The 20,963-nt window shown below is 46.5% G+C and carries 19 protein-coding genes; 8 read left to right on the top strand and 11 right to left on the bottom strand.

Features of this window, described 5'->3' with window-relative positions:
• Positions 1-35: 35 nt before the first annotated feature.
• Genes KNO78_RS12750 through KNO78_RS12740 form a run of 3 tightly spaced genes read right to left on the bottom strand, consistent with a single transcriptional unit; the run spans position 36 to position 1,265 of the window.
• Positions 36-350, bottom strand: a complete 315-nt coding sequence (locus tag KNO78_RS12750) for a DMT family transporter (protein ID WP_159563525.1) — start codon at positions 348-350, stop codon at positions 36-38.
• Positions 347-691, bottom strand: a complete 345-nt coding sequence (locus KNO78_RS12745; protein WP_074037785.1) for a DMT family transporter — start codon at positions 689-691, stop codon at positions 347-349. The genes KNO78_RS12750 and KNO78_RS12745 overlap by 4 nt, the downstream gene beginning before the upstream one ends.
• Complete coding sequence (locus tag KNO78_RS12740; protein ID WP_214691463.1) at positions 684-1,265, bottom strand: TetR/AcrR family transcriptional regulator; 582 nt, start codon at positions 1,263-1,265, stop codon at positions 684-686. The genes KNO78_RS12745 and KNO78_RS12740 overlap by 8 nt, the downstream gene beginning before the upstream one ends.
• A 114-nt stretch (positions 1,266-1,379) precedes the next feature.
• On the opposite strand from KNO78_RS12740, the gene KNO78_RS12735 reads away from it, so the two are divergent.
• Entirely contained in the window at positions 1,380-2,162 is a 783-nt protein-coding gene (locus KNO78_RS12735; RefSeq protein WP_159563522.1) for an alpha/beta hydrolase, read from the top strand.
• A gap of 40 nt (positions 2,163-2,202) precedes the next feature.
• Here KNO78_RS12735 and KNO78_RS12730 read toward each other — a convergent pair whose 3' ends face one another.
• The gene (locus KNO78_RS12730) at positions 2,203-3,441 is read right to left on the bottom strand and encodes an aminopeptidase (protein WP_015880769.1); all 1,239 of its coding nucleotides are present in this window, start codon (positions 3,439-3,441) and stop codon (positions 2,203-2,205) included.
• Positions 3,442-3,553: 112 nt separating this feature from the next.
• On the opposite strand from KNO78_RS12730, the gene KNO78_RS12725 reads away from it, so the two are divergent.
• From KNO78_RS12725 to KNO78_RS12715, 3 genes are all read left to right on the top strand, one after another.
• Complete coding sequence (locus KNO78_RS12725; RefSeq protein ID WP_074037788.1) at positions 3,554-3,961, top strand: YkvA family protein; 408 nt, start codon at positions 3,554-3,556, stop codon at positions 3,959-3,961.
• 77 nt (positions 3,962-4,038) lie between these two features.
• Entirely contained in the window at positions 4,039-4,905 is an 867-nt protein-coding gene (locus KNO78_RS12720; protein WP_015880767.1) for a YitT family protein, read from the top strand.
• 114 nt (positions 4,906-5,019) lie between these two features.
• Positions 5,020-7,626 carry a putative bifunctional diguanylate cyclase/phosphodiesterase gene (locus tag KNO78_RS12715; protein WP_159563520.1) on the top strand — a complete coding sequence of 869 codons (2,607 nt, stop codon included), beginning with the start codon at positions 5,020-5,022 and terminating at the stop codon, positions 7,624-7,626.
• A gap of 27 nt (positions 7,627-7,653) precedes the next feature.
• Here KNO78_RS12715 and KNO78_RS12710 read toward each other — a convergent pair whose 3' ends face one another.
• The gene (locus KNO78_RS12710) at positions 7,654-9,723 is read right to left on the bottom strand and encodes an alpha-amylase family protein (protein WP_214691462.1); all 2,070 of its coding nucleotides are present in this window, start codon (positions 9,721-9,723) and stop codon (positions 7,654-7,656) included.
• 151 nt (positions 9,724-9,874) lie between these two features.
• Here KNO78_RS12710 and KNO78_RS12705 point away from each other — a divergent pair, with 151 nt between their 5' ends.
• The gene (locus KNO78_RS12705; RefSeq protein ID WP_078146294.1) at positions 9,875-10,498 is read left to right on the top strand and encodes a hypothetical protein; all 624 of its coding nucleotides are present in this window, start codon (positions 9,875-9,877) and stop codon (positions 10,496-10,498) included.
• Between the two features lie 39 nt (positions 10,499-10,537).
• On the opposite strand, the gene KNO78_RS12700 is transcribed toward KNO78_RS12705, so the two are convergent.
• Together KNO78_RS12700 and KNO78_RS12695 are read right to left on the bottom strand one after the other, a co-directional pair.
• Positions 10,538-12,580 carry a heavy metal translocating P-type ATPase gene (locus KNO78_RS12700; protein ID WP_214691461.1) on the bottom strand — a complete coding sequence of 681 codons (2,043 nt, stop codon included), beginning with the start codon at positions 12,578-12,580 and terminating at the stop codon, positions 10,538-10,540.
• A 110-nt stretch (positions 12,581-12,690) separates the two neighbouring features.
• Complete coding sequence (locus tag KNO78_RS12695) at positions 12,691-13,053, bottom strand: ArsR/SmtB family transcription factor (RefSeq protein WP_015880762.1); 363 nt, start codon at positions 13,051-13,053, stop codon at positions 12,691-12,693.
• Positions 13,054-13,202: 149 nt separating this feature from the next.
• On the opposite strand from KNO78_RS12695, the gene yhfH reads away from it, so the two are divergent.
• Positions 13,203-13,361 carry a protein YhfH gene (gene yhfH / locus KNO78_RS12690; RefSeq protein WP_015880761.1) on the top strand — a complete coding sequence of 53 codons (159 nt, stop codon included), beginning with the start codon at positions 13,203-13,205 and terminating at the stop codon, positions 13,359-13,361.
• Positions 13,362-13,395: 34 nt separating this feature from the next.
• Here the strand turns inward: yhfH and KNO78_RS12685 are convergent, their stop codons facing one another.
• The 3 genes from KNO78_RS12685 to KNO78_RS12675 all read right to left on the bottom strand — a co-directional run bounded on the left by KNO78_RS12685 (position 13,396) and on the right by KNO78_RS12675 (position 15,407).
• On the bottom strand, positions 13,396-13,728 hold the full coding sequence (locus tag KNO78_RS12685) for a fluoride efflux transporter FluC (protein ID WP_078147891.1): 333 nt from the start codon (positions 13,726-13,728) through the stop codon (positions 13,396-13,398).
• A 10-nt stretch (positions 13,729-13,738) separates the two neighbouring features.
• The gene (crcB, locus tag KNO78_RS12680; RefSeq protein ID WP_078146292.1) at positions 13,739-14,125 is read right to left on the bottom strand and encodes a fluoride efflux transporter CrcB; all 387 of its coding nucleotides are present in this window, start codon (positions 14,123-14,125) and stop codon (positions 13,739-13,741) included.
• 79 nt (positions 14,126-14,204) lie between these two features.
• On the bottom strand, positions 14,205-15,407 hold the full coding sequence (locus tag KNO78_RS12675) for an ornithine--oxo-acid transaminase (protein WP_015880758.1): 1,203 nt from the start codon (positions 15,405-15,407) through the stop codon (positions 14,205-14,207).
• 155 nt (positions 15,408-15,562) lie between these two features.
• Here KNO78_RS12675 and KNO78_RS12670 point away from each other — a divergent pair, with 155 nt between their 5' ends.
• Positions 15,563-17,617: a sensor domain-containing protein gene (locus KNO78_RS12670; protein ID WP_031420968.1), complete on the top strand. Its 2,055-nt coding sequence runs from the start codon at positions 15,563-15,565 to the stop codon at positions 17,615-17,617.
• 17 nt (positions 17,618-17,634) lie between these two features.
• On the opposite strand, the gene KNO78_RS12665 is transcribed toward KNO78_RS12670, so the two are convergent.
• Positions 17,635-19,038, bottom strand: coding sequence for a basic amino acid/polyamine antiporter (locus tag KNO78_RS12665; RefSeq protein WP_214691460.1), 1,404 nt, complete (start codon positions 19,036-19,038; stop codon positions 17,635-17,637).
• Between the two features lie 223 nt (positions 19,039-19,261).
• Between KNO78_RS12665 and KNO78_RS12660 the strand changes: the two genes are divergently transcribed.
• Positions 19,262-20,887 (top strand): peptide ABC transporter substrate-binding protein, encoded by a 1,626-nt coding sequence (locus tag KNO78_RS12660; RefSeq protein WP_159563514.1) that lies wholly within the window; start codon positions 19,262-19,264, stop codon positions 20,885-20,887.
• The last annotated feature ends 76 nt before the right edge of the window (positions 20,888-20,963 follow it).

Raw genomic sequence — 20,963 nt, 5'->3', positions numbered from 1 at the left:
GTAATAAATTCCCGTTTTCAGCACATTTCAATCCTTTACGAGACAATTTTTAAACCGATTACACTACTAATAATCATCAACAAAAAGAAGATACGCCAACGATTTTTCGATTCGTTCAAATAGAGCATCCCTAAAATGACACCGCCGGCCGCGCCGATGCCTACCCAGATGGAATAGGCAAGACTAAGAGGAATGACCTCAAGTGATTTTGATAACCAATAGAAGCTGAGCGCAAACGATAAAATTGATGCAATCGACCACTTTAAAATCTGGTATCCTTTCGATTTCCCCATAAAGAAAACGGCTGTCATTTCAGCAATTCCCGCTCCAATCAGATAAACCCAACTCATGCTTCTTCCCCTCCTGTCACTTGCTTCAATCCGATGATGCCGATAATCAACGTCGCCACAAGTATTAGTTTCCATCCACTAAGCCCCTCGTCAAACAAGAAGGCGCCAACTATGACTGTGCCGACCGCACCGATTCCTGTAAAAACAGCGTACCCCGTACCGGCAGGCAGCGTCCGAAACGCTTTCGCCAATAATCCGAAACTGAGAATCAATAACACGATTGTCCACAATGTCGGACCTAGAATCGTGAAGCCTTCAGACAACTTCATCGTGGTCGCCCAGACGATTTCGAGTAGTCCTGCAAACAGGAGGGAGATCCATGCACTCTTCTCTTTACTCATCCCAACCCACTCCTTTCTTGAAAATTCGAAACGCAGCTTGTTGTCTCATATTCCGATCCTCTTCAAATGTGAATAACGATAGTAAGGCGCCATCTAAAAAGCAATAGTAGGCAGCATATAGTTCATCGAGCGATTGTACCGGTAAATCGCCACATTCCATCGCCAGTCGAAATTGCTCTTTCTCAAATCGTTTTAACTTGGTTTCGACCGTACCGATGACTTCCTCGATATACTCTCGAAACTCCGGAGGAGGTACTAGTAACATTCGTTTCGTCAACATCCAAGTCTCATGATCACTAAAGAATGACGTGAGTGTGTTGACAATCGAATCGATTCGTTCTAAAGGTGGTCGTCCAGCCGTATCGTCACAAGTTGTCTGCCATACTTCTTCGTAACGATTCGCCATATCTGACACGACTTGTTTGAACAGTTGTTCCTTCCCATCGATATGGGCATATAAAGAAGCCTTGCGAATCCCTACATCTTCCGCTACTGCCGCTAGTGACAACCCTTCGTAACCATCCCGTGCGAAGCGTGTTCGAGCAGACTGCATGATTTTATCTTTTGTATTCACGTCATTCACTCTCCTTGCCTTATACATTACCTAACGAACGGTAGGTAGTCAAGTCAGGTGATTGTATTTTGGTTCATGATTCTCCACAATACAAGTAGAAAGAGGTGACGAAAGATGATTGAACAATTGAACGTGTCGATTCCGACGGAGAAGGTACGTGGTCAAAAGCGGATTGTCCGCGTATTTCGACCAGACTGGGTCGACGTCAGCACCCCGCTTCCCGTCCTGTATATGCATGATGGACAAAATGTGTTTTCTGGAAACACTGCTACATATGGAGAAGGTTGGGAAATCGATCGTTGCATCGACCTGCTACGACTCCCGCTCATGGTCGTCGCCATCGCGAGCGCCCCGAACTGGCTGGACCGTTATGATGAGTATTCATATGAGGAAGATGAGATGCTGTATCGACGGATCGGACCCGAATTGGCAAGAACTCGTCCAACACTCGGTGGCCAAGGCCGTATGTATACAGATTGGCTCATGAACGAATTAAAACCACGAATTGACAGCGAGTACGCTACTGACCCAGAAGATGTCGGGGTCATGGGGAGCTCGATGGGAGGTGTCATCTCTCTATACATGATGGCGACCTATCCTTCTATTCGACGAGTTGGTTCCCTCTCCACTGCGGCATGGGCCAATCTTGATCCATTGATCCGAGAAATGAAACATGCTGAGTTCGCCGGTAAACTATATATGGACATTGGCACAAATGAAGAGAGCGGGCCTATCACTCCAAGCGACTACCTATTCACGAATGCGAAACTGATTGACGTCATCGCGCAGAAAGGAATCGCCTTCCGATATGAGGTCGAACCAAATGCGATTCACAACGAATCGGCCTGGCGTCGCCGCTTGCCTCACGCACTGCGCTATCTATACGATTGCACGTAAAAAGAGCGAATTCCGTAACTTTCGGAATTCGCTCTTTTGTTTAGATGACCCAGTTCCCGTCACGCATGATTGCTTCACGCGTCCCGTCTTCCCGTTCACCATCGATATTCATTTCGGCTGACCCGATCATGAAGTCAACGTGTGTCATCGAGTCGTTCGCCCCGTTCGCCGCGAGCTCTTCTTGTGACATCGAAGGACCCCCTTCGAGACATGTCGAGTACGCACGTCCGAGCGCCAAGTGACACGATGCATTCTCATCAAACAACGTGTTATAGAAGAGAAGACCAGAGTTCGAGATTGGAGAATCATCCGGAACGAGCGCTACTTCACCGATACGACGCGCACCCTCATCCATATTCAACAATTCATCAAGAGCCGCTTGCCCTTTTTTCGCCTCCGCTTTGACGACTTTCCCACCTTCAAACCAAAGAGTGAACTCATCAATCAAGTTCCCGCTGTAGCTGAGTGGTTTTGTACTCGATACGTGACCTTCCACAGAATCTTTATCTGCGAGCGTGAAGACCTCTTCCGTAGGCATGTTTGCGATAAAGTCGATGCCATCGACGTTCGGGCCGCCACCGCCAAGGAAGACGTGTTTTTTCGGAAGTCCGATCGTCAGTTCCGTACCTGGCGCTTTGTAATGAAGCTTCGCATATTTCTTCTCTGTCAACAGCTTCGCACGGCTACGGAGTGATTGATCGTGTGTATCCCATGCCGCGACGACATCTTCTTGATCCATCCGCGTTGCTGCGAAGATGGCTTGCCATAATGCTGCAACCGCATCATCACGTCCCGGGAATACTTTTTGTGCCCACGCTTCTGACGCACCTGCGACGATTGACCAGCTCACATTGTCGCTCATCACATATTGACGCCACTTCGCAAGCGCTTGTCCTGCTGCACGGTTTGCATCCGAAATGCGTGACGATTCCACACCATTCAATGCATCCGGGTCATCACTGACGATTGACAAGAATGCCGTCTTCTCTTCAGCCAATTGCTCAAAACGAGCCTTCAACCAATCTGGAAACTCTTTGAACGAATCCGCTGGTGCATTGAAATAACGGATCTTCCCTGTTTCTTCGTCGCTCCAGTTGACGAACACTTGCTTCGCTCCGGCCGCATAAGCAGCCTTCACCACGTGACGGACGAGTGGTGCCTGACTGATGTCAGCACGTACTTCTAATTGTTGACCAGGTTGAATGTTCACACCTTTTTTCACAGCTAATTCTGCATAGCGTGCGAAATCTGCCTCTGTCGGCATCGAAATCTTAGACATATGTATCGTTCCTCCTTTTCAGTTATCTTTATTTTCTTAAATTTCAGGAAAAGTTGCAACCAATGCGCAAAAACGGGCATATTAGTAGATGAAGAAAGAAGGAGGAATCCAAATGGCAGATTGGAAAACAACATACACACATTTTTTAAAACAAGCGAAAGAAGACATCCGCGACCGAGAACAATTGGGCGACTTGCTCGTTCAAGGTGAACGCGCACTCGCAAAAGTCACAGTCGATGTGGCATCCAATGAAATCAGTAACATCGAGCGTGAAGAAGAACTGACACTTTACTTCCAGATGAAACAAATGCTGAATATGTTACGCGCGCTTTACAATGAACAATTTGAGATGCAACCCGATAAACAAGAGGAACTTGTTGCGGCCATCCTATACTTCGTCTCCCCATTCGATGCGATTCCAGACGATGTCCCACTCGGACTTTTTGATGATGCTCAAGTCATCGATTACGTACATGAGCAATTAGCGAGTGATATCGATCGATTCCATAATGACATGTGAGACTTGAAATGACGTAAAAGTAGCAGTACGCTTGCAGAAGACTTACAAAAAGGAGGCGTCAGGCCTAGCCATTATCTATGTATGCAAAATCTCGAAAACGGGTTGCCCTTGAAACGGTACTGTTCATCATTGCCGGGACAATCCTTCAGTCTGTCTTTGTCAGCTTACTGCTCAAACCAAATGAAATCGGTTCTGGGGGAATCGTCGGAATCACGTTGATTACGAATGAACTGTTTGGAACTCCCATCGGTTTGACACAGCTCGTGCTTAATATCCCACTCTTTTTATTGGGACTAAAATATTTGGGACGTCGATTTATCTTGATGACAGGAATTGTCGTCGTACTTTCCTCTATCCTCATCGATAGTTTGCCAGTCTTGATTCCCCCGACCCCACTCGATGATCCGCTCGTCGCTTCGGTGTTCAGCGGAATCGTTTCAGGGCTTGGACTCGCACTTCTCCTCTTTGCAGGAGCTTCCACCGGTGGACTCGACATTCTAGGGAAAGTCATCTATATGAATAATCGAAACTTGTCGTTGCCTAAAATCTTTCTGACACAAGACATCATCGTCTATGTGTTGGTCTTCATCGTCTTTGACATCAAAGCTGTCATGTACGCGCTTGTGTTAAGCTTCGTCAGATCCCGTACGTTGCTTACGATTCATAAATTCTTCGCTGCCCAAAAGCAATGCTTCATCATTTGTCAAAAAGCAGACGAAATCAATTTGGTCATCAAGCAGAATTTGAAACGGGGCGTCACCATCATGGATGCGACAGGCGGATATTCGAACGATTCGAAAAAAATGCTGTACGTCGTCGTCCAGAACAATGAAATCCCCCGCCTTCGTCAAATCGTGTCTGAAATCGATTCTGAGGCGTTTGTCACTGTGTCTGAAATCGATTCAGTCGTCGGAAACTTTAAAGAACACTCCTATACACTGTAAATCTAAAATTTTCGACAACAATATAGATTGTTGTCGATTTTTTTGTGTAATCTTCGTTCTCCTGTTCCGATAATAAATAAGAGCCCCATACATATAAAGAAGGAGGTGCATGAGTTGTCTGTTTACTCGTTGCGCCAATACGTTCCGGCGATTCTCATCGGAACTTTTTCTACCGGACTTTTATTTTTATTTTTGACCCCGCACGACTTACTACAGATCACGTTGTTCATCTATTATCTCGTCATATCAGGGGCAGCGATTGGCTTTAGCGGAGTAGCTATCTTTAAACATAGAGGTATGCGGCGTTTTATCCATATTTTGATTAGTGCAGGAAATGTATGCTTCACGCTGTACTTACTGATGCACTATCATTCAATCAACGACAATATGCAGTCCTTGTTGTTCCTCCAAAATTTCTTTTATTTAATCATGGCTTTAATCGTCATCACGCAATCGATTGAGTTTCGTACTTTGAAACTACGCACGTTCGATTTATTCGCCCTGTTCAGTTTCCTTTTGATTGGTGGTCTTCATATTTGGTTCTTTTCAACGCAAGACGTCTCACTCGTGTCACAGTTGAGCGGATTCGAAGAGCAAATGTTACTCATTAGCCTCTATATGATGCTCGCATTCCTCTACTTAAATCGAGTCGTCTCAGCCGGTCAACAGTTCCGGATTTTATTGCTCGTCGGAATTCTTGGATTCACGATTGCTTCGATTGCAAACACGTTGGTTGTCTTTTCCGGAATTACACATGAATTGATTCATCTGTTGCAAGTCAGTAGTATATTGACCATCTCGATTAGCTACTGGGTCGATGATGTATCGGAAGATGCACTTGCCTACGATTCCATTGTCGATTATGTGCTGTATAGTGTGGTCGTCATGATGTTTTTACTCGCTTCCGATCGCCTTCTTGGAACATCCGTAATGGACTCGATGATCGCAAATGCTGTTCTCTTGTTGCTCATTCGTCAGTTTGTCGTCTCCAAACAGAACGCACTCATCAGTCATCGTTTGCATTCCGTCAACACAGATTTGGAAGTTGCCGTGTCGACCAAGGCACATGAATTAGAAATCCGTGAACAGCAATACCGTTCGCTTTTTGCCTACCATTCAGAACCGATTTTCTTATTCGACTTGCATGGCGAAGTGTTATCTGTCAACGAGGCCGGCAGCTCTATCTTAGGACTGACAACCGAAACACTACTCGGCTCGAACATCTTAGACATCATTGAATCGAAAGACCGTGCACCTTATACCATCATTCTTCAAGAGTTGACGAACGGTCGTCCCCGAACAATCGATGTGCGTGTGATGACCGACGAAGGGGAAACACGCGTCTGGCAATTGGTCAACGTCCCAATGATCATCGAGGGAGAAGTCGAGGGCATCTACGCTATCGCTAAAGACATCACCCAGATGATCGAGCAACAAGAACAAATTCTGTATCAAGCTAAATTCGATAGTTTGACCGGTCTTCATAACCGCTACGCACTTCAAGAGCAAATCGAACGCTTGATCGAGGAAGGGCGTACGTTCACATTGATGTTTTCCGATTTGGATGGATTTAAAGAAATCAATGATCAATTCGGTCATCATATGGGTGACCAGTTATTACAACATATCGGAAAACGGCTGCGGACTGCACTCTTGCCGAACGAATATGCCGGGCGACTCGGGGGCGATGAGTTTATCGTCGTCGCGGAACATGGAGACGATGAGATGTTGACGGAACGATTGCGGCGGCTTGTCTATCGTCCCCCGTATTATATGGCCGGGACACTCGTCGAAGTCCATGCCTCGATCGGGATTGTCCGCTTCCCGGAGCATGGGAAAAAATTAAAGCACTTGCTCTCGAATGCCGATTTGGCGATGTATCGCGCGAAAGACAAAGGTCGTGACGAAACCGTCATGTTCGAACCAGAGTTACGGGAGGACAAAGAAGAGCGGAAAGTGTTGATGGAAGGGCTTGAAACCGCACTTGAAAAAGGCGAGATTTCCCTTTTCCTTCAGCCTCAAGTGGATGCCTCGACGAAAGCAATCATCGGAGCAGAGGCGCTCATGCGCTGGCAACATAACGGTGCGTTCATTCCACCAAGCCAGTTCATTCCGATTGCTGAAGAAACGGGACATATTCAGGATTTAGGTCGTTGGATGATTCATGAGACATTCCAATTGATTCACGTATTTGAACAAGGCGACATCCATTTACCGAAACTATCGGTCAACTTATCCGTCCGTCAGTTGTTTGATGAACACTTGATCGATTACTTGAAAACATTGTTCGAGCGGTTCCCGATTGAACCGTCACGCCTTAATTTTGAGTTGACAGAAACCGTGGCCGCACATCATTCGGATCGTGTATTAAATCGCATTTTAGAGTTAAAAGCACTCGGCATCAAGCTGTCTATCGATGATTTCGGGACAGGGTACAGTTCACTCGCATACCTCGTCCGTTATCCAATCGATGAACTGAAAATTCCTCGTGAGTTCACGATGCAGCTTGAAGAGAATCGCGAATATCAAATGGTCACGACGACCATTGTCGCCATGGCACGCCAACTCGGTATGGCACTCGTTGCCGAAGGCGTCGAAACCGAGTACCAGGAGACGTTCCTTCGTAAAATCGGTTGTGACTCCATGCAAGGATATCGCTATGCGAAACCGATGCCGCTCGATGAATTTGTCATTTACTACATGAAACACACAACGCCTTGAACCGGTTATTCGGTTCAAGGCGTTTTTTCATCTCATCTCGTACACTTTGACTTCTCCCGGTTTCAAATCGACCACGAGATTCCAATTGTCATCAAACAAATGCTCCGCATACGGCCACGAATCAGGTGAATAGACCATCTCCGCAAAACGACTCGCATTCCAATTTCGACGTCTCACCCCATCAAGCGTGACAACTCCTCGTAGCGCATCTACCATGTTCGTATTCGCTACGATGAGCAACGTATCATTCGTTTCCGGTCGTAACCAAGCGAATCCAATGAACGGGGCGAACGGTTCATTTAAAACGAGCGGTTCAAAGTGATTCGGATCCACGAGCACATCTAACCATCGACGTCGAATTTCAGCCACTTGATGCATCACTTCAATCATTTCATCCCGTTCTGGATGATCCCAATGAAACTGATACGCATCAAAAAACGCAAGCTTGCCAAAATAAGGATCCGTCGGGAAGAGTTGATACGCCTCTTCCGGTCGACAATCGAGTCCAGTGTTCATCGGTTGTGTCTCATACAATTCGAGCCCCGAGTTCGTCATCGGAACCCCATTAGGCATAAATCCGTTCAACACCGTCAACAAACGGCTTGCTTTTCGTCCGCCTTCCCGTGTCGCGAGTCGTCGCGTATCTGCCGTTTCACCTGCTGCAAATACCGGAAGAGGTAAAAAGCGTGAATCGTATAAGAATTGATGGGTTTCATGCGTGTTGAATCGCGGTTCTTTATAAAAACCATATCCGATAATCATATTATAGCCAGCGTCCTTCGCCGCCCAGGCTCCGGACTCGATGAGTTCTTCAGCGATAAAGCTGAAATTCGAATCGATGGCACGCGGTTGTTCCAAAATTCGTTGTGCTAAATCGACCGGAAGGGCATGACCCATATCAATACGCGCTCCATCTATACCGTATTCCCGTTGATAGTGAGGAATGATATCAGCGAGCATCTCCCAAACAGGTTCATTGATCTCATTTCCTCGGAATTGATTGGATTTGATCGAGTCAAACAGGATATAAGGTGCAATGTTCGCATCGTTCACATAAGGTGCCGCTGCAAGCGGATGGTCTAAGAAAAGTCGGAAATAGGTTACGTCTGACCATGGTGGTTGCGGGTCATTGATACAATCCGAGAAAGCAGGTGCAGTTGTCAATCCGAACTCTCGTTCAATCATCGCCAATACGTTTTCTTCTGGATGCTCGAGCAACGTGTTACGTACACGATCCCATTTCTCCGCATCAATCAAATTCGGTGCCATGGAGAACCGTCGCAAGTGTTGCCATACGTCTTCTGAGTTATACACCATCGGCAAGAAAGCAAATTCCGGTTTGACGTTCTCCCCAATGCCCGGAACATATGGCGGATGATAGTAATCGACTTCCGTCAAGGGAATCCAGTAAAACCATTCCGGGTTTTCTAAGATGAGACGGTTATCTCGGGCACACGTCCGCGGGATGACATCGATGACGACACGAATCCCTACCATGTGACAGGCCTCCACGAATGCGGCAAATTCTTCTTCGACCGTCATCTCGTCACCAGTTAACGTTTCCTTTAACTCTTCATCAATTGCGAAAAAGTCTTGAACGGCATAAGGAGAACCGAATTCACCCTTCTTGTTTTTATGGCTGTGTTGCGAAATCGGCAAGAGGAATAATGTATCGATCCCCATATAGAGAAGATGTGGAATCAATGCAAGCGTTTTCACAAAAGTGCCTGTGTCTTTCATTCCCACTGAATTCTCCCTTTCAACGTAACCCGACCCGTCATGGTCCCATGAGGTCGATGTACGAACTTGCATGGAGTAGACCGATGCCCGTTTGATCCAATCCCCCCCGGTTTGTAAATGTCCGTCTGCAAGCGCAATGGAAGTACGATAGTCGCGACTTTCATGTGCATACGGGAAAATCGTTTTTTCAATCGTTTCCAACAAAAAATCATATGGATTGACACGTTCCACCCCATCTCGAACCGGCTCGGAATGGAAACGCATGCGATTCCAAAGACTCGGAATCTCATAGGTAAGATTGGTTCGCTTGTTTCGTAAAACCTGGCACAGCTTGTGTAACGTCGAGTTCTCTGACATATTGACTCTCCTTATGCATCTAATTGTCTTCTCTCATCAAGAGACACTACTCTTAATGATTATACATTTCCCCGTTTTTTCCTTTTTCAAAAAAATATTTTCTGTCGTTTTTTACAAAATCATGTACGATGTAGAAGAAAGGAGGGTCACGATGTCACAACGAAAGTGGATTTTATTATGGATCAGTTTATCAATCTTATCTATTTCGATTATTTTTATTTTTATTTTTCAATTGAAAGAAACAAATGAGCGTCTCGAAACCATTCAAGGCGAACAACTCGACTCCTATGAATCGATTGAAGACGTGATGTATTATAACGTCGAACGGGCAAATGCCATTCGTGGATTACTCGCATATGAAGACCGACACTTTTTAGAGATGTACTATAGCATGTCTCGACAAGCCAAAGACCTTAAACAATCCATCATCGATGACCCGGACACACCGAGCTCTGTCCTCGATTTACTCGAACGAGATGCCATTTGGGAAAAGGAAGCCGACCGCGTTCTCGTCATCTATGAAGAAGGCGACTTAGTGAAAGCGACGGCTGTCGCAGAAACGATGACAGAACTTCGGCAAACGATTTTAGAAGATTTACGGTCTCTCAAACAAATGCAATACAAAGACATTCATAAAGAGTTGATTGCGGCAGAGAATCAAGTATCTTTCTTGACACAAGTCCTTTTCACCATCACTTTTTTACTTCTTGCTATTATTGTCATCCTCACCTTTATGTTGTTGCGCATTAAAACGCATCACGACAGAATCGAATAAAAAAAGAAGTGTCTCAGGTACAAAACCGAGACACTTCTTTCATGATGTCATACGAAGTAACCGCGTCGCGTTCGCGATGGCAAGAAGCGCCACTCCCACGTCCGCAAATACCGCTTCCCACATCGTTGCGATGCCGAACAATCCTAAAAGCATGACAAGTGCTTTGATTCCAAAGGCAAAGAAAATATTTTGCCAGACGACGCGCTTCGTTCGTTTGCCTAGCTCAATGGCCCGAATGACATCCGTTGGCGCATCATGCATCAATACCACGTCCGCCGCCGTGACTGCTGTATCGCTTCCGACGCCACCCATGACGAGACCGACGTCTGCCCGGGCCAAAGCCGCCGCATCATTCATACCATCCCCGACAAAAGCAACTTTACGCGTTCCGAGCATCCGTTCGATTGCCTCCACTTTCTCGTGCGGCAGCAACTCCCCTCGTACTTCATCCAATCCGAGTTGCTTGCCAATTTTTGTAGCGACTTCTCGACGATCTCCAGATAGCATGACCGTCTGGATTCCGATTCGTTTCAATTGTTCGATTGCAGCCATCGCATCCGGCTTTACCGTATCCATCAGTTCGATTCGTCCAAGCCAACGATTATTCTTCATCACATGTACATTCGTCCCGATTGACGAATCTGCAATCACTTGACCTAACCGTTCCATGTAACGGGCACTCCCTACATACACCTCGTCGTCACCATCTCGTGCACGCAGACCATATCCCGGCTCCTCTTGAATCGAATCAAACGATTGAACCTCCCCAGCACGACGGACGATTGCTTGCGCAAGAGGATGATTGGATGCTTGTTCGACACGGGCAGCTAACCGTAACAGTTCATCGCTAGTGATGCCGTCTGTCGTCACGATATCGGTCACTTCAAATCGCCCGGTCGTCAATGTCCCTGTTTTGTCGAAGACCACTGTATCCACTTCAGTCAACGTGTCAAGGAACTCGCCACCTTTTACAAGAATCCCTTGTTTCGATCCAGAACCGATCCCCCCGAAATAACCTAACGGGATAGAAATCACAAGTGCACACGGGCAACTGATGACGAGAAAAATCAAGGCCCGGTAAATCCATTCATTTAAGTCCCCGACAAACAAGGGTGGAATGAATGCGACAAGTGTAGCCATGACTACCACGATCGGCGTGTAGACTTTTGCCAATCGTGTGATCATTTGTTCCGTTTTTGCTTTCTTTCCATTCGCCTCTTCGACGAGAGCAATCATTTTTTGAAGGCTCGACTCAGCCGCGAGTTTCGTCGTTTCAACGACGAGGCGCCCCTCGATATTGACCATACCTGCCAACACTTCCTCGCCCGCGCTCACTTGCCTTGGAACGGATTCACCTGTCATAGACGATGTATTTAGGGAACTCGCCCCACTCACGACGAATCCGTCCATCGGGACTAGTTCTCCTGAACGAATGACGAGATGTGACCCAACCGACACGTCTTCCGGCAATCGTTCCATTTCCTGACCCGCCTCGAGTACACGCGCCCGGGTCGGTTTCATATTCAACAAGGACTGAATCGATTTTCGGGAGGCGCGTACCGCCCGTCCTTGCACGTATTCACCGAGCTGATAAAACAGCATGACTGCTACCGCTTCCGGGTATTCTGAAATGGCGAATGCCCCGATTGTCGCAATGGTCATTAAAAATTTCTCGTCAAACCATTCCCGGTTCCATACGTTCCGGACCGCACCGTATACGACGTCGTAGCCAGCAAGTGAATATGCCGCAATGAATCCTAAAGTCGAATCTGTCCAAATGGCCATCGAAAAAATAAGAGCGGCTGTGAGAAATCTCCAAAGCGTCCAATCTCGTCCTTCGGTTTGATCATCATCTTGTTTTACAAACTTCGCTCCCGGTTCAATCCGCCCCATCGTCTGCTCAATTGACTGAAGCATCTTGTCACGGTTCGACGGGTCCACCCATTCAATCACCATACGACTCGTCGCAAAATCAATTTGACAAGATGCGACTTCTTCACGTTTCGATACATCTCGCTCAATCTTAGCTGCACAATTCGTACAGGTAATACCGGACACAGAAAGTACGTCTCGATTTCTCATCATATCCCCCTAACATTCAAACGTTCATTTGAATATATCGTAACGTGAATTTTAATCGAAGACAAGTACCAAAAAAATGACCGCCCCTCGAATGGGGACGGTCATTGAACTTAAACGTCTTTTTGTTCTTCACTGTGTGTCAATGCAATTTCAACGAGCTGTCTCACATGCTCATCATCCAATGAATAATAAACGACTTTCCCTTCTTTACGATACTTTACCAACCCTTGTTCGAGTAATGTCCGTAAATGGTGAGATGCGGTCGCGTTAGAGTGACCGATAACGGCCGCCACATCGCATACACATAGTTCATGTTCGAGCGTCAACACATACAGCACTTTTAGACGGGTCGGATCAGCGAACGCTTTAAACAAACGACTGACTCGAGGCGCATCTAATTGCGCCAAGGCGGTTTGTAGCGTTGGAACGTCCTCTGATTGAATTCCAATCGTTTCACACTGTGGCACTTTCATTTTTTTCACCTCGTCTTTTGATGTGTATAGTGTAGCAAAAAATCCTGAATATATCTGTTATATATTATGGTTGACTTAATGTCATCTGTTATAATACAATCATGACAACAACCAATACTGTGACACATCTACGAAGGAGGCATTTTCATATGAATGAATGGGCGAGCCGACTCGAATCATCTGTCGAGTTTTATCAAAAACTACCGGACAAAACGTGCCAGGAATGCGGGAAGCATATGGATGAACAGTGCGAATCATACGAAACGACTTGTGCTTCATGTACCGAGAAGCTTCAACTTGCAGAATAAAACAACGCCCCTTCGAGATGGAAGGGGCGTTGTTTTAGATTGACCAGCCGATATAAGCAGCCAGTATTCCAAACAGATATGTCGCAAGGAGATAAAGTCCGAATCGAATCCAGTCTTTTGTCGCAAACCGCATCAATTCAAGTTTCAAAGTCGAAAACGTCGTAAACGACCCTAAAAATCCAATCCCTAAAAAGAGAAGGAGCGACGGATGGCTCGTGTGGGCATATAAATACCCAAGAGCAAACGAACCCGACACATTGACGAATAATGTTGCAAATGGAAAGGTGGAATCAGACCACCGTTTCATCAGTTGACCGATAGCAAAACGACACATCGCACCAAAAAAGGCACCTGTCGCAATCCACATGATTGTCACTCTATTTCACCTCACCTTTTCGTCTCACGCCGACACGATAACCAAGCCATGAGCTCCCGAGTCCAAGCGTGATACTCAAAAAGACGTATAGAAGCGCCAACCCTATCCGACTTTCGTCTAATAATCGAATCGTTTCAACGCTAAACGTGGAGAATGTAGTGAAGGAACCAATCATTCCAGTCCCCACAATCGTGACGAATTGAGGAGAAAGTTTACCCGTTCGAAGAAACATGTGAGTCAACCACCCTAACAAAAAACTACCGCTGAGATTGATGAGCAATGTCGAAACCGGGAATGCGCTCGGTCCAATCGAATCGATCATCATACCAAGGCCATAGCGTGCCAAAGCACCGACCGCCCCTGCCAATCCGACATATATGTAAATCATCCAACTCCTCCTCCACGAAAAAGACACCTGCTAGGCAGGTGTCGATTGAACTGACTTCATTATACCAAGCTGACGCTTCTTACGAAATAGCTGCGGGAGCCAATACGGCTTCGATTGCTTCGAATGCTTGGTCGAGTTCTTCTTTCGTGATCACAAGCGGTGGTGCCAATCGAATCACGGTTTCATGTGTTTCTTTACAGAGAAGTCCCCGCTCTTTTAGCGCCTCACAATAAGGACGAGCCGACTCCGTCAACTCAATGCCGATAAAGAGTCCACGTCCGCGAACGTCACGAATCATCGGATTGTCGATCGACTTCAAGCGATCCATGAAGTACGTCCCGAGTTCTAGCGAACGTTCCGGTAGGTTTTCTTCTTCTAACACTTCAAGAGCCGCGACGGAGACAGCCGAAGCAAGCGGGTTTCCACCAAACGTCGACCCGTGCGAGCCTGGGTTGAAGACCGAAAGAATCTCCTGATCAGCTGCAACACATGAGATTGGGAAGACTCCGCCTCCGAGTGCTTTTCCGAGAATATACATATCCGGTGTGACGTCTTCCCACTCGATGGCAAACCACTTTCCAGAACGACCAAGTCCAGACTGAATTTCATCTGCGACGAAGAGGACATTATGTTCTTTACAGAGCTCAGATGCCCGCTTCAAATAACCAGCCGGCGGAATGATGATTCCAGCTTCCCCTTGAATCGGTTCAACGATGAACGCAGCTGTATTCTCTGTGATCGCCGCTTCGAACGCGTCGATATCACCGTATGGCACAACTTTGAACCCTGGCAATAATGGTCCGAATCCACGCTGATATTCCGCTTCTGTCGACATCGACACAGCAGCCATAGTCCGTCCATGGAAGTTTCCTGAGCAGACGATGATTTCCGCTTGTCCCGGAATGCCCTTCACGTCATATGCCCAACGACGTGCTGTCTTCACGGCCGTCTCGACCGCTTCTGCACCCGTGTTCATCGGTAACACCATCTGTTTCTTTGTAAGCGTTACCACTTTGTCGTAAAAACGTCCGAGTTGATCGTTATAAAAGGCGCGCGACGTCAACGTGATCTTATCCGCTTGATCTTTAAGCGCTTGGATGATCTTCGGATGACAGTGTCCCTGATTGACAGCAGAGTATGCACTTAACATATCCATGTAGCGATTCCCCTCAGGATCGGTTACCCAAATCCCTTTCGCCTCCGAAATGACAATCGGTAGTGGATGATAGTTATGTGCCCCGAACTTCTCTGTCAATTCAATCACATCATGTGTTTTTGACATATTGTTTCCCCCTTATTCAAAACTATCTTACTCTTTCAGTATATGACGTCCCTCTTTCTTTTGACAATGACGAACTTAAGCATTCCTTGAATTGGCAAAATCAGGTACACTGACATTAGAATATGCATTTAGCATGACAGATTGGAGGAAATGATGTGGCTTCATTGCGTGATTTACCAGTAGATGAATTCATCGATGCTTTATCTGTTCCGTGTTGTTATATTTCTCAAGATGGTACGGTCCTATTATGGAATACGCATGCCGAAGTTTTATTCGGCTGGGAACGTGACGAAGTCCTCCATCAACCACTGCCGGTCGTCCGGCAATTAGATCATGCTCTCGAAACATGGTCGCCGCTCCTCCTTCAATATCCATTCTCGACAACGGCGATGACGCCGTTTCAACATAAGGATGGCTCCGTCATCTATGCGACTGCCTACCTGCAATCTTTTTCGCTCGAAGGGATTTATGGTTATTTTTTAGCGTTTCTCCCAAAAGGATTTGGACCGCTCATCAGTACAGAACAGTTCAATCTACTTCATCATTTTCAAGAGATGATCAAACAGTCCACGCATTACTTGGCGACAAATGCGAAAGGCGAGATTGTAGACATCAATCCTTCGTTATGCCGTCTACTCGATGCGACGGAGCAACAGCTAATCGGACGCGAATGGTTCGAACTCATTCATGATTCAAGTGAACAGGACGGGATTTCGCGTAACGTTTTAAAATCACTTGCGACCAATCGGATTTGGAACGGTGAGATGCCGATCTCCTGTAAGCAACATGAGTCAGAGCCGTGTTGGCTTAACTTGACTGTCGTACCGATTGTTAGTGAGAAGAATGAAGTGATTCAATATACCGCATTCGGATTTGATGTGTCGGAAAAGAAGCGTCTTGAAAAAGAAGTCCAGTTCCTCGCTTATCAAAATGAGTTGACCGGACTTTATAATAAAAAAGGGTTTTTACGTCGCTACGACTCAATCCTTCGACAAATCGATGAGCGAGAAGGTCTCCTTCATATTGCCTTGTTTGATATCGACCGCTTCAAAATTATCAATGAGTCATTCGGGTCTCGCGTTGGGAACGAACTTCTCATCCAAATCAAAGAGCGCGCACTGCATCTTATTCCGGAATCCGCTCTTTTATTCCATCCTACGGGCGGACTGTTCGGTGTCATGTTCTTCGAGGAATCGAAAGAAGAAGTGTTCCAAGTACTCCGACATCTGCAACACGAACTGCAACGTCCGTTCCGGATTTACCATCACTCCATCATGGTATCGATTTCGATCGGATGCGTATTTTATCCGTCTTCGACAAGTTCACTCGAGGAACTGTATACACGTGCTGAAAGTGCCCTCTTCAAAGGGAAACAGATCGGCGTCGGTACGATTCAATTTGTGACAAAAGATATGGATGCCGCTTTCTCGAGACAAATCCATATTGAGAAGGCGATGTACCGAGCCCTTGAAGAAAAGCATTTTTATCTTGAGTATCAACCAAAGTATGAACTTGCCACAGACCGGCTCATCGGTTTTGAGGCACTCCTTCGTTGGCATCACGACGAACTGGGACAAATCCCGCCTTCAGAGTTCATTCCGCTCGCGGAAGAGATGGCACTCATCGTTCCCATCAACAACTGGGTCATCTTAGAGGCAACGAAACAACTGAAAGCCTGGAAAGCCGAGTTCGATCAACCGCTCTCGATGGCAATCAACATTTCGCCTAATCAATTCCGAAGCGACAGTTTTTTGAATACGTTACGAAACATCAAGCAACAACTCCAGCTCGACCCGGCAGACGTCATTTTGGAGATCACGGAAAGTCTTGTCATGCAACAAACTGATGAAATCATCGAACGCATGGAACAAATCAAGCGCTTGAACTATCGACTGTCGATTGACGATTTCGGAACAGGCTTCTCGTCCTTGCAGTATTTGAAGTCCTTCCCGGTCGATGAACTCAAAATCGATAAAGTCTTTCTCGATGATTGGATGGCGTCCAAATCTCATCTCCTCGATGTCATCGTCCATCTTGGGAAGAGTTTAAATCTCCACGTCGTCGCAGAGGGAGTCGAAGATGAAGAGATGTTGGCACACTTAAAGTCGACAGATTGCGATTCTTTCCAGGGCTATTTATATGCGAGACCTGCTTCACCAAGTGTAATCGAACAATTACTCCGATCATCAAAAAACTCACCGGACGCTTGAGACGCCGGTGAGTTTTCTTATAGGGCAATCGCGGCTGTCCAAAGTCCATAAATGCCATAGGTCGCACATAATAGAATAATCAAGGCAATCATCGACTGGGTACGGGTCAAGAACGGTCGTCCTTGTTCCCGTTCTGCCAAAAGAAAGACGAAGATGCCAGGTGCGTATAGAATCATCGCAATCAAGACATACTCGAATCCTGAAGCATAGAGTAACCAGGCGGCGTATAGCGAGGCAATCCCGGAAACGACCATCATCCGTAGCGACGTCGCCCGCTTCGCCTCCATCCATCCATAGAGTGCCGAGAATAGATAAGGAACGAGTGCTGCGATTCCAGCGATGCTTGAAAGCACGAGATACGTCTGTTCTGAAAACAAGGCGATGGCCGTGACCACTTGAGTGAACGCTTGGGTGATGAATAGCGCGTTCACTGGTGTTTCGTTCGCATTCAAACGGTGAAATACTTTCGGAAACACCCCATCCCGGCTCGCCACGTACGAAATCTCCGTCGCTAAAATCGTCCAGCCGAGCAATGCGCCTGTTAATGATACGAGCAGTCCGATGTTAATCAATGTTGCGCCGAACGGGCCGACGACCGCTTCTAACACATATGCCATCGACGGTTCAGGCAACGCAGCGAGTTGCTCCTGTGTCATGACACCAAACGAGAAGATGGAAATCATCATGTAAATCAATAACGTCCCAATCAGGCCAATGACCGTGGCACGACCGACATCTTTCTTGTGACGTGCGCGCGATGACAATACGACCGCTCCCTCGATACCGACAAATGCCCAGAGTGTGACGAGCATCGTCGACTTCACTTGTGGAAACACATCCGCCCAAACAAACCCTGTTTCTCCCCAAAAATCGACTTGGAACGTATCTATTTTAAACGCGAATAGGATCAACACGATGAACAAAATAATCGGGACGAGTTTCGCAATCGTTGTCACGATATTGAGAAGTGCCGCTTCACGCATCCCACGTGAAATGAGCCAAAATAAGCCCCAAATCAGAACGACACTCACGAACAAGCGAAACAGTCGGTGTTCTGCTGAGAATATAGGAAAAAAATAAGCCAATGTACTGAAAATCAATGTGATGTTGGCTACCGTCCCAATCCAAGCCGACATCCAGTACCCCCATCCGCTGTTGAATCCGACAAACTTCCCGAAACCTTCACGGGCATAGGCGTAAATTCCGCCTTCTAGCTCTGGCCGCGTGTTTGCTAAAAACTGAAACACAAAGGCGAGCATAATCATGCCGACACCCGTAATCCCCCATCCAATTAAAACTGGTCCGACCCCTGCCCCTTGTGCCATTGCACCAGGCAGGTTAAACGCACCTCCACCAATCATGGTCCCGACGACCATTGCCGCAAGACCGAAAAAGCCGATTCCGGCTGAATGTTGTTTCAATTTAACGCCTCCACTACTATCCTATCTGCACGAATAACTATACAAAAATATTGTATAATCATTCGTTGATTTTTCTATTCTACTTCCTGAAAGGATTGATGAATAGTCATTCTAAATAAGTTTATATTTTCGGATAATTTAAAAAATTCCATTGCATATTCATGTCAGATGTAGTTTAATTACAACATATTCTAAATTATCAGAATTTTCGGGAGGTTGTATGATGCGTAACAAAAAATGGTTAGCGTTATCGGGGGTCGCATTATTGGCGACGGCTGCTTGTAGCACAGGAGATGACTCATCAAGTTCAGAAGGTTCATCTTCGAGCGATGCGAAAAAAGAAATCACAATGGTATCGGCGACGGACTTGCCGCAGCTCGATCCGACACTGACAACAGACTCGACATCGATCATCGTGACAAACAACGTGTTCGAAGGATTGTATCGTCTAGATGAGAACAACCAACCGACACCGGGGATTGCCGAAGATGTCGAAGTATCTGAGGATGGACTTACATACACTTTCAAGTTACGTGACGCAAACTGGTCAGACGGTTCTCCAATTACAGCTGAAGACTTCGTTTACTCTTGGAAACGTGCCCTCAATCCTGAAACAGGTGCGGAGTATGCCTATATTCTTCAAGACTTGAAAAACGCGAACAAAATCCTTGCGGGTGAAATGTCGCTCGACGACCTCGGCGCAAAAGCGATTGACGAAAAAACGCTTGAAGTACAATTGGAAGCACCAGCTCCTTATTTCTTAGGTTTGACTGGATTCCCAACGTATATGCCGCAAAAACAAGAGTACGTCGAAGAGCAAGGCGAAGAGTTCGCAACATCTGTCGACAAGACACTCTATAACGGACCTTACGTCTTGAGCGAGTGGCAAGACAATGCAGGATGGGTTTACAAGAAGAACCCTGAATATTGGGATGCTGAAAACGTCAAGATGGACACGATCAACGTCAAAGTCGTAAAAGACGTATCGACTGGGGTCAACTTGTTCGAGTCGGGTGAAGCGGACTACACGCTCCTCTCTTCTGAATTCGTTCCGCAATTCGAAGACAGCGACGAGTTCAAAACGCGTGCCGATGCTCGAATCAACTTCCTTCGTTTCAACCAAAAGAACGAAGCGCTCCAAAACGTCAACATCCGTGAAGCACTTGCGAAAGGATTCGACAAACAGAGTGTGACAGATGTCATCTTAACAGATGGATCGCAACCGGCGAACTATATCGTAGCGAAAGACTTCACGTTCACAGAAGACGGAGCTGACTTCCGTGAGAAGTATCCAGACCTCCTCAACTACAACGTAGATGAAGCAAAAGCCGCGTGGGAAAAAGGATTAGAAGAATTAGGTGTTGAAACAATCGAACTCGAGTTCCTCTCACGTGACGAAGAAGCGTTCAAGAAAGTGAACGAGTTCATCAAAGGCGAACTTGAGAAGAACTTGCCTGGTTTGACACTTAACATCAAACAGCAACCGTTCAAAAACTTCCTTGATCTTGAAGGGAAAGGCGAATATGACGTTTCTGCAGCTGGTTGGGGCCCTGACTATCAGGATCCGATGACATACCTCGACATGTGGGTCACAGACGGACCGTTTAACCGTATGGAGTACTCGAATGACGAATATGATCAGTTGATTCAATCTGCGAAGAAAGAAGCCGATCAGATGAAACGTTGGGAAGCAATGCAAGAAGCAGAACGCATCCTTCTCGAAGAAGACTTTGCCATCGCTCCGATTTATCAAAAAGGTGAGGCATACTTAGAGCGTTCAAACATCGAGAACATGTACCGTCACCCGTTCGGTGCCGATGCAAGTTTCAAGTGGCTTGACGTGAAATAATGATTGTAACCTCCTTGATTCCTACATGGACCAGGGAGGTTTTTCTGTCGTGAAAGTCTCTCTATAAAAAGTTTGA

Source organism: Exiguobacterium sp. s132 (assembly GCF_018617235.1).
Lineage (GTDB): Bacteria > Bacillota > Bacilli > Exiguobacteriales > Exiguobacteriaceae > Exiguobacterium > Exiguobacterium profundum.
Note: the sequence above shows the minus strand (reverse complement) of the source record. Positions and strands in the feature narration are given on the sequence as shown.

Coding starts and splice junctions, on each gene's coding strand:
- KNO78_RS12750 (WP_159563525.1), bottom strand. CDS start 350: ATGAGTTGGGTTTATCTGATTGGAGCGGGAATTGCTGAAATGACAGCC.
- KNO78_RS12745 (WP_074037785.1), bottom strand. CDS start 691: ATGAGTAAAGAGAAGAGTGCATGGATCTCCCTCCTGTTTGCAGGACTA.
- KNO78_RS12735 (WP_159563522.1), top strand. CDS start 1,380: ATGATTGAACAATTGAACGTGTCGATTCCGACGGAGAAGGTACGTGGT.
- KNO78_RS12730 (WP_015880769.1), bottom strand. CDS start 3,441: ATGTCTAAGATTTCGATGCCGACAGAGGCAGATTTCGCACGCTATGCA.
- KNO78_RS12725 (WP_074037788.1), top strand. CDS start 3,554: ATGGCAGATTGGAAAACAACATACACACATTTTTTAAAACAAGCGAAA.
- KNO78_RS12720 (WP_015880767.1), top strand. CDS start 4,039: ATGTATGCAAAATCTCGAAAACGGGTTGCCCTTGAAACGGTACTGTTC.
- KNO78_RS12710 (WP_214691462.1), bottom strand. CDS start 9,723: ATGTCAGAGAACTCGACGTTACACAAGCTGTGCCAGGTTTTACGAAAC.
- KNO78_RS12705 (WP_078146294.1), top strand. CDS start 9,875: ATGTCACAACGAAAGTGGATTTTATTATGGATCAGTTTATCAATCTTA.
- KNO78_RS12700 (WP_214691461.1), bottom strand. CDS start 12,580: ATGAGAAATCGAGACGTACTTTCTGTGTCCGGTATTACCTGTACGAAT.
- KNO78_RS12695 (WP_015880762.1), bottom strand. CDS start 13,053: ATGAAAGTGCCACAGTGTGAAACGATTGGAATTCAATCAGAGGACGTT.
- yhfH (WP_015880761.1), top strand. CDS start 13,203: ATGAATGAATGGGCGAGCCGACTCGAATCATCTGTCGAGTTTTATCAA.
- KNO78_RS12685 (WP_078147891.1), bottom strand. CDS start 13,728: ATGTGGATTGCGACAGGTGCCTTTTTTGGTGCGATGTGTCGTTTTGCT.
- crcB (WP_078146292.1), bottom strand. CDS start 14,125: ATGATTTACATATATGTCGGATTGGCAGGGGCGGTCGGTGCTTTGGCA.
- KNO78_RS12675 (WP_015880758.1), bottom strand. CDS start 15,407: ATGTCAAAAACACATGATGTGATTGAATTGACAGAGAAGTTCGGGGCA.
- KNO78_RS12660 (WP_159563514.1), top strand. CDS start 19,262: ATGCGTAACAAAAAATGGTTAGCGTTATCGGGGGTCGCATTATTGGCG.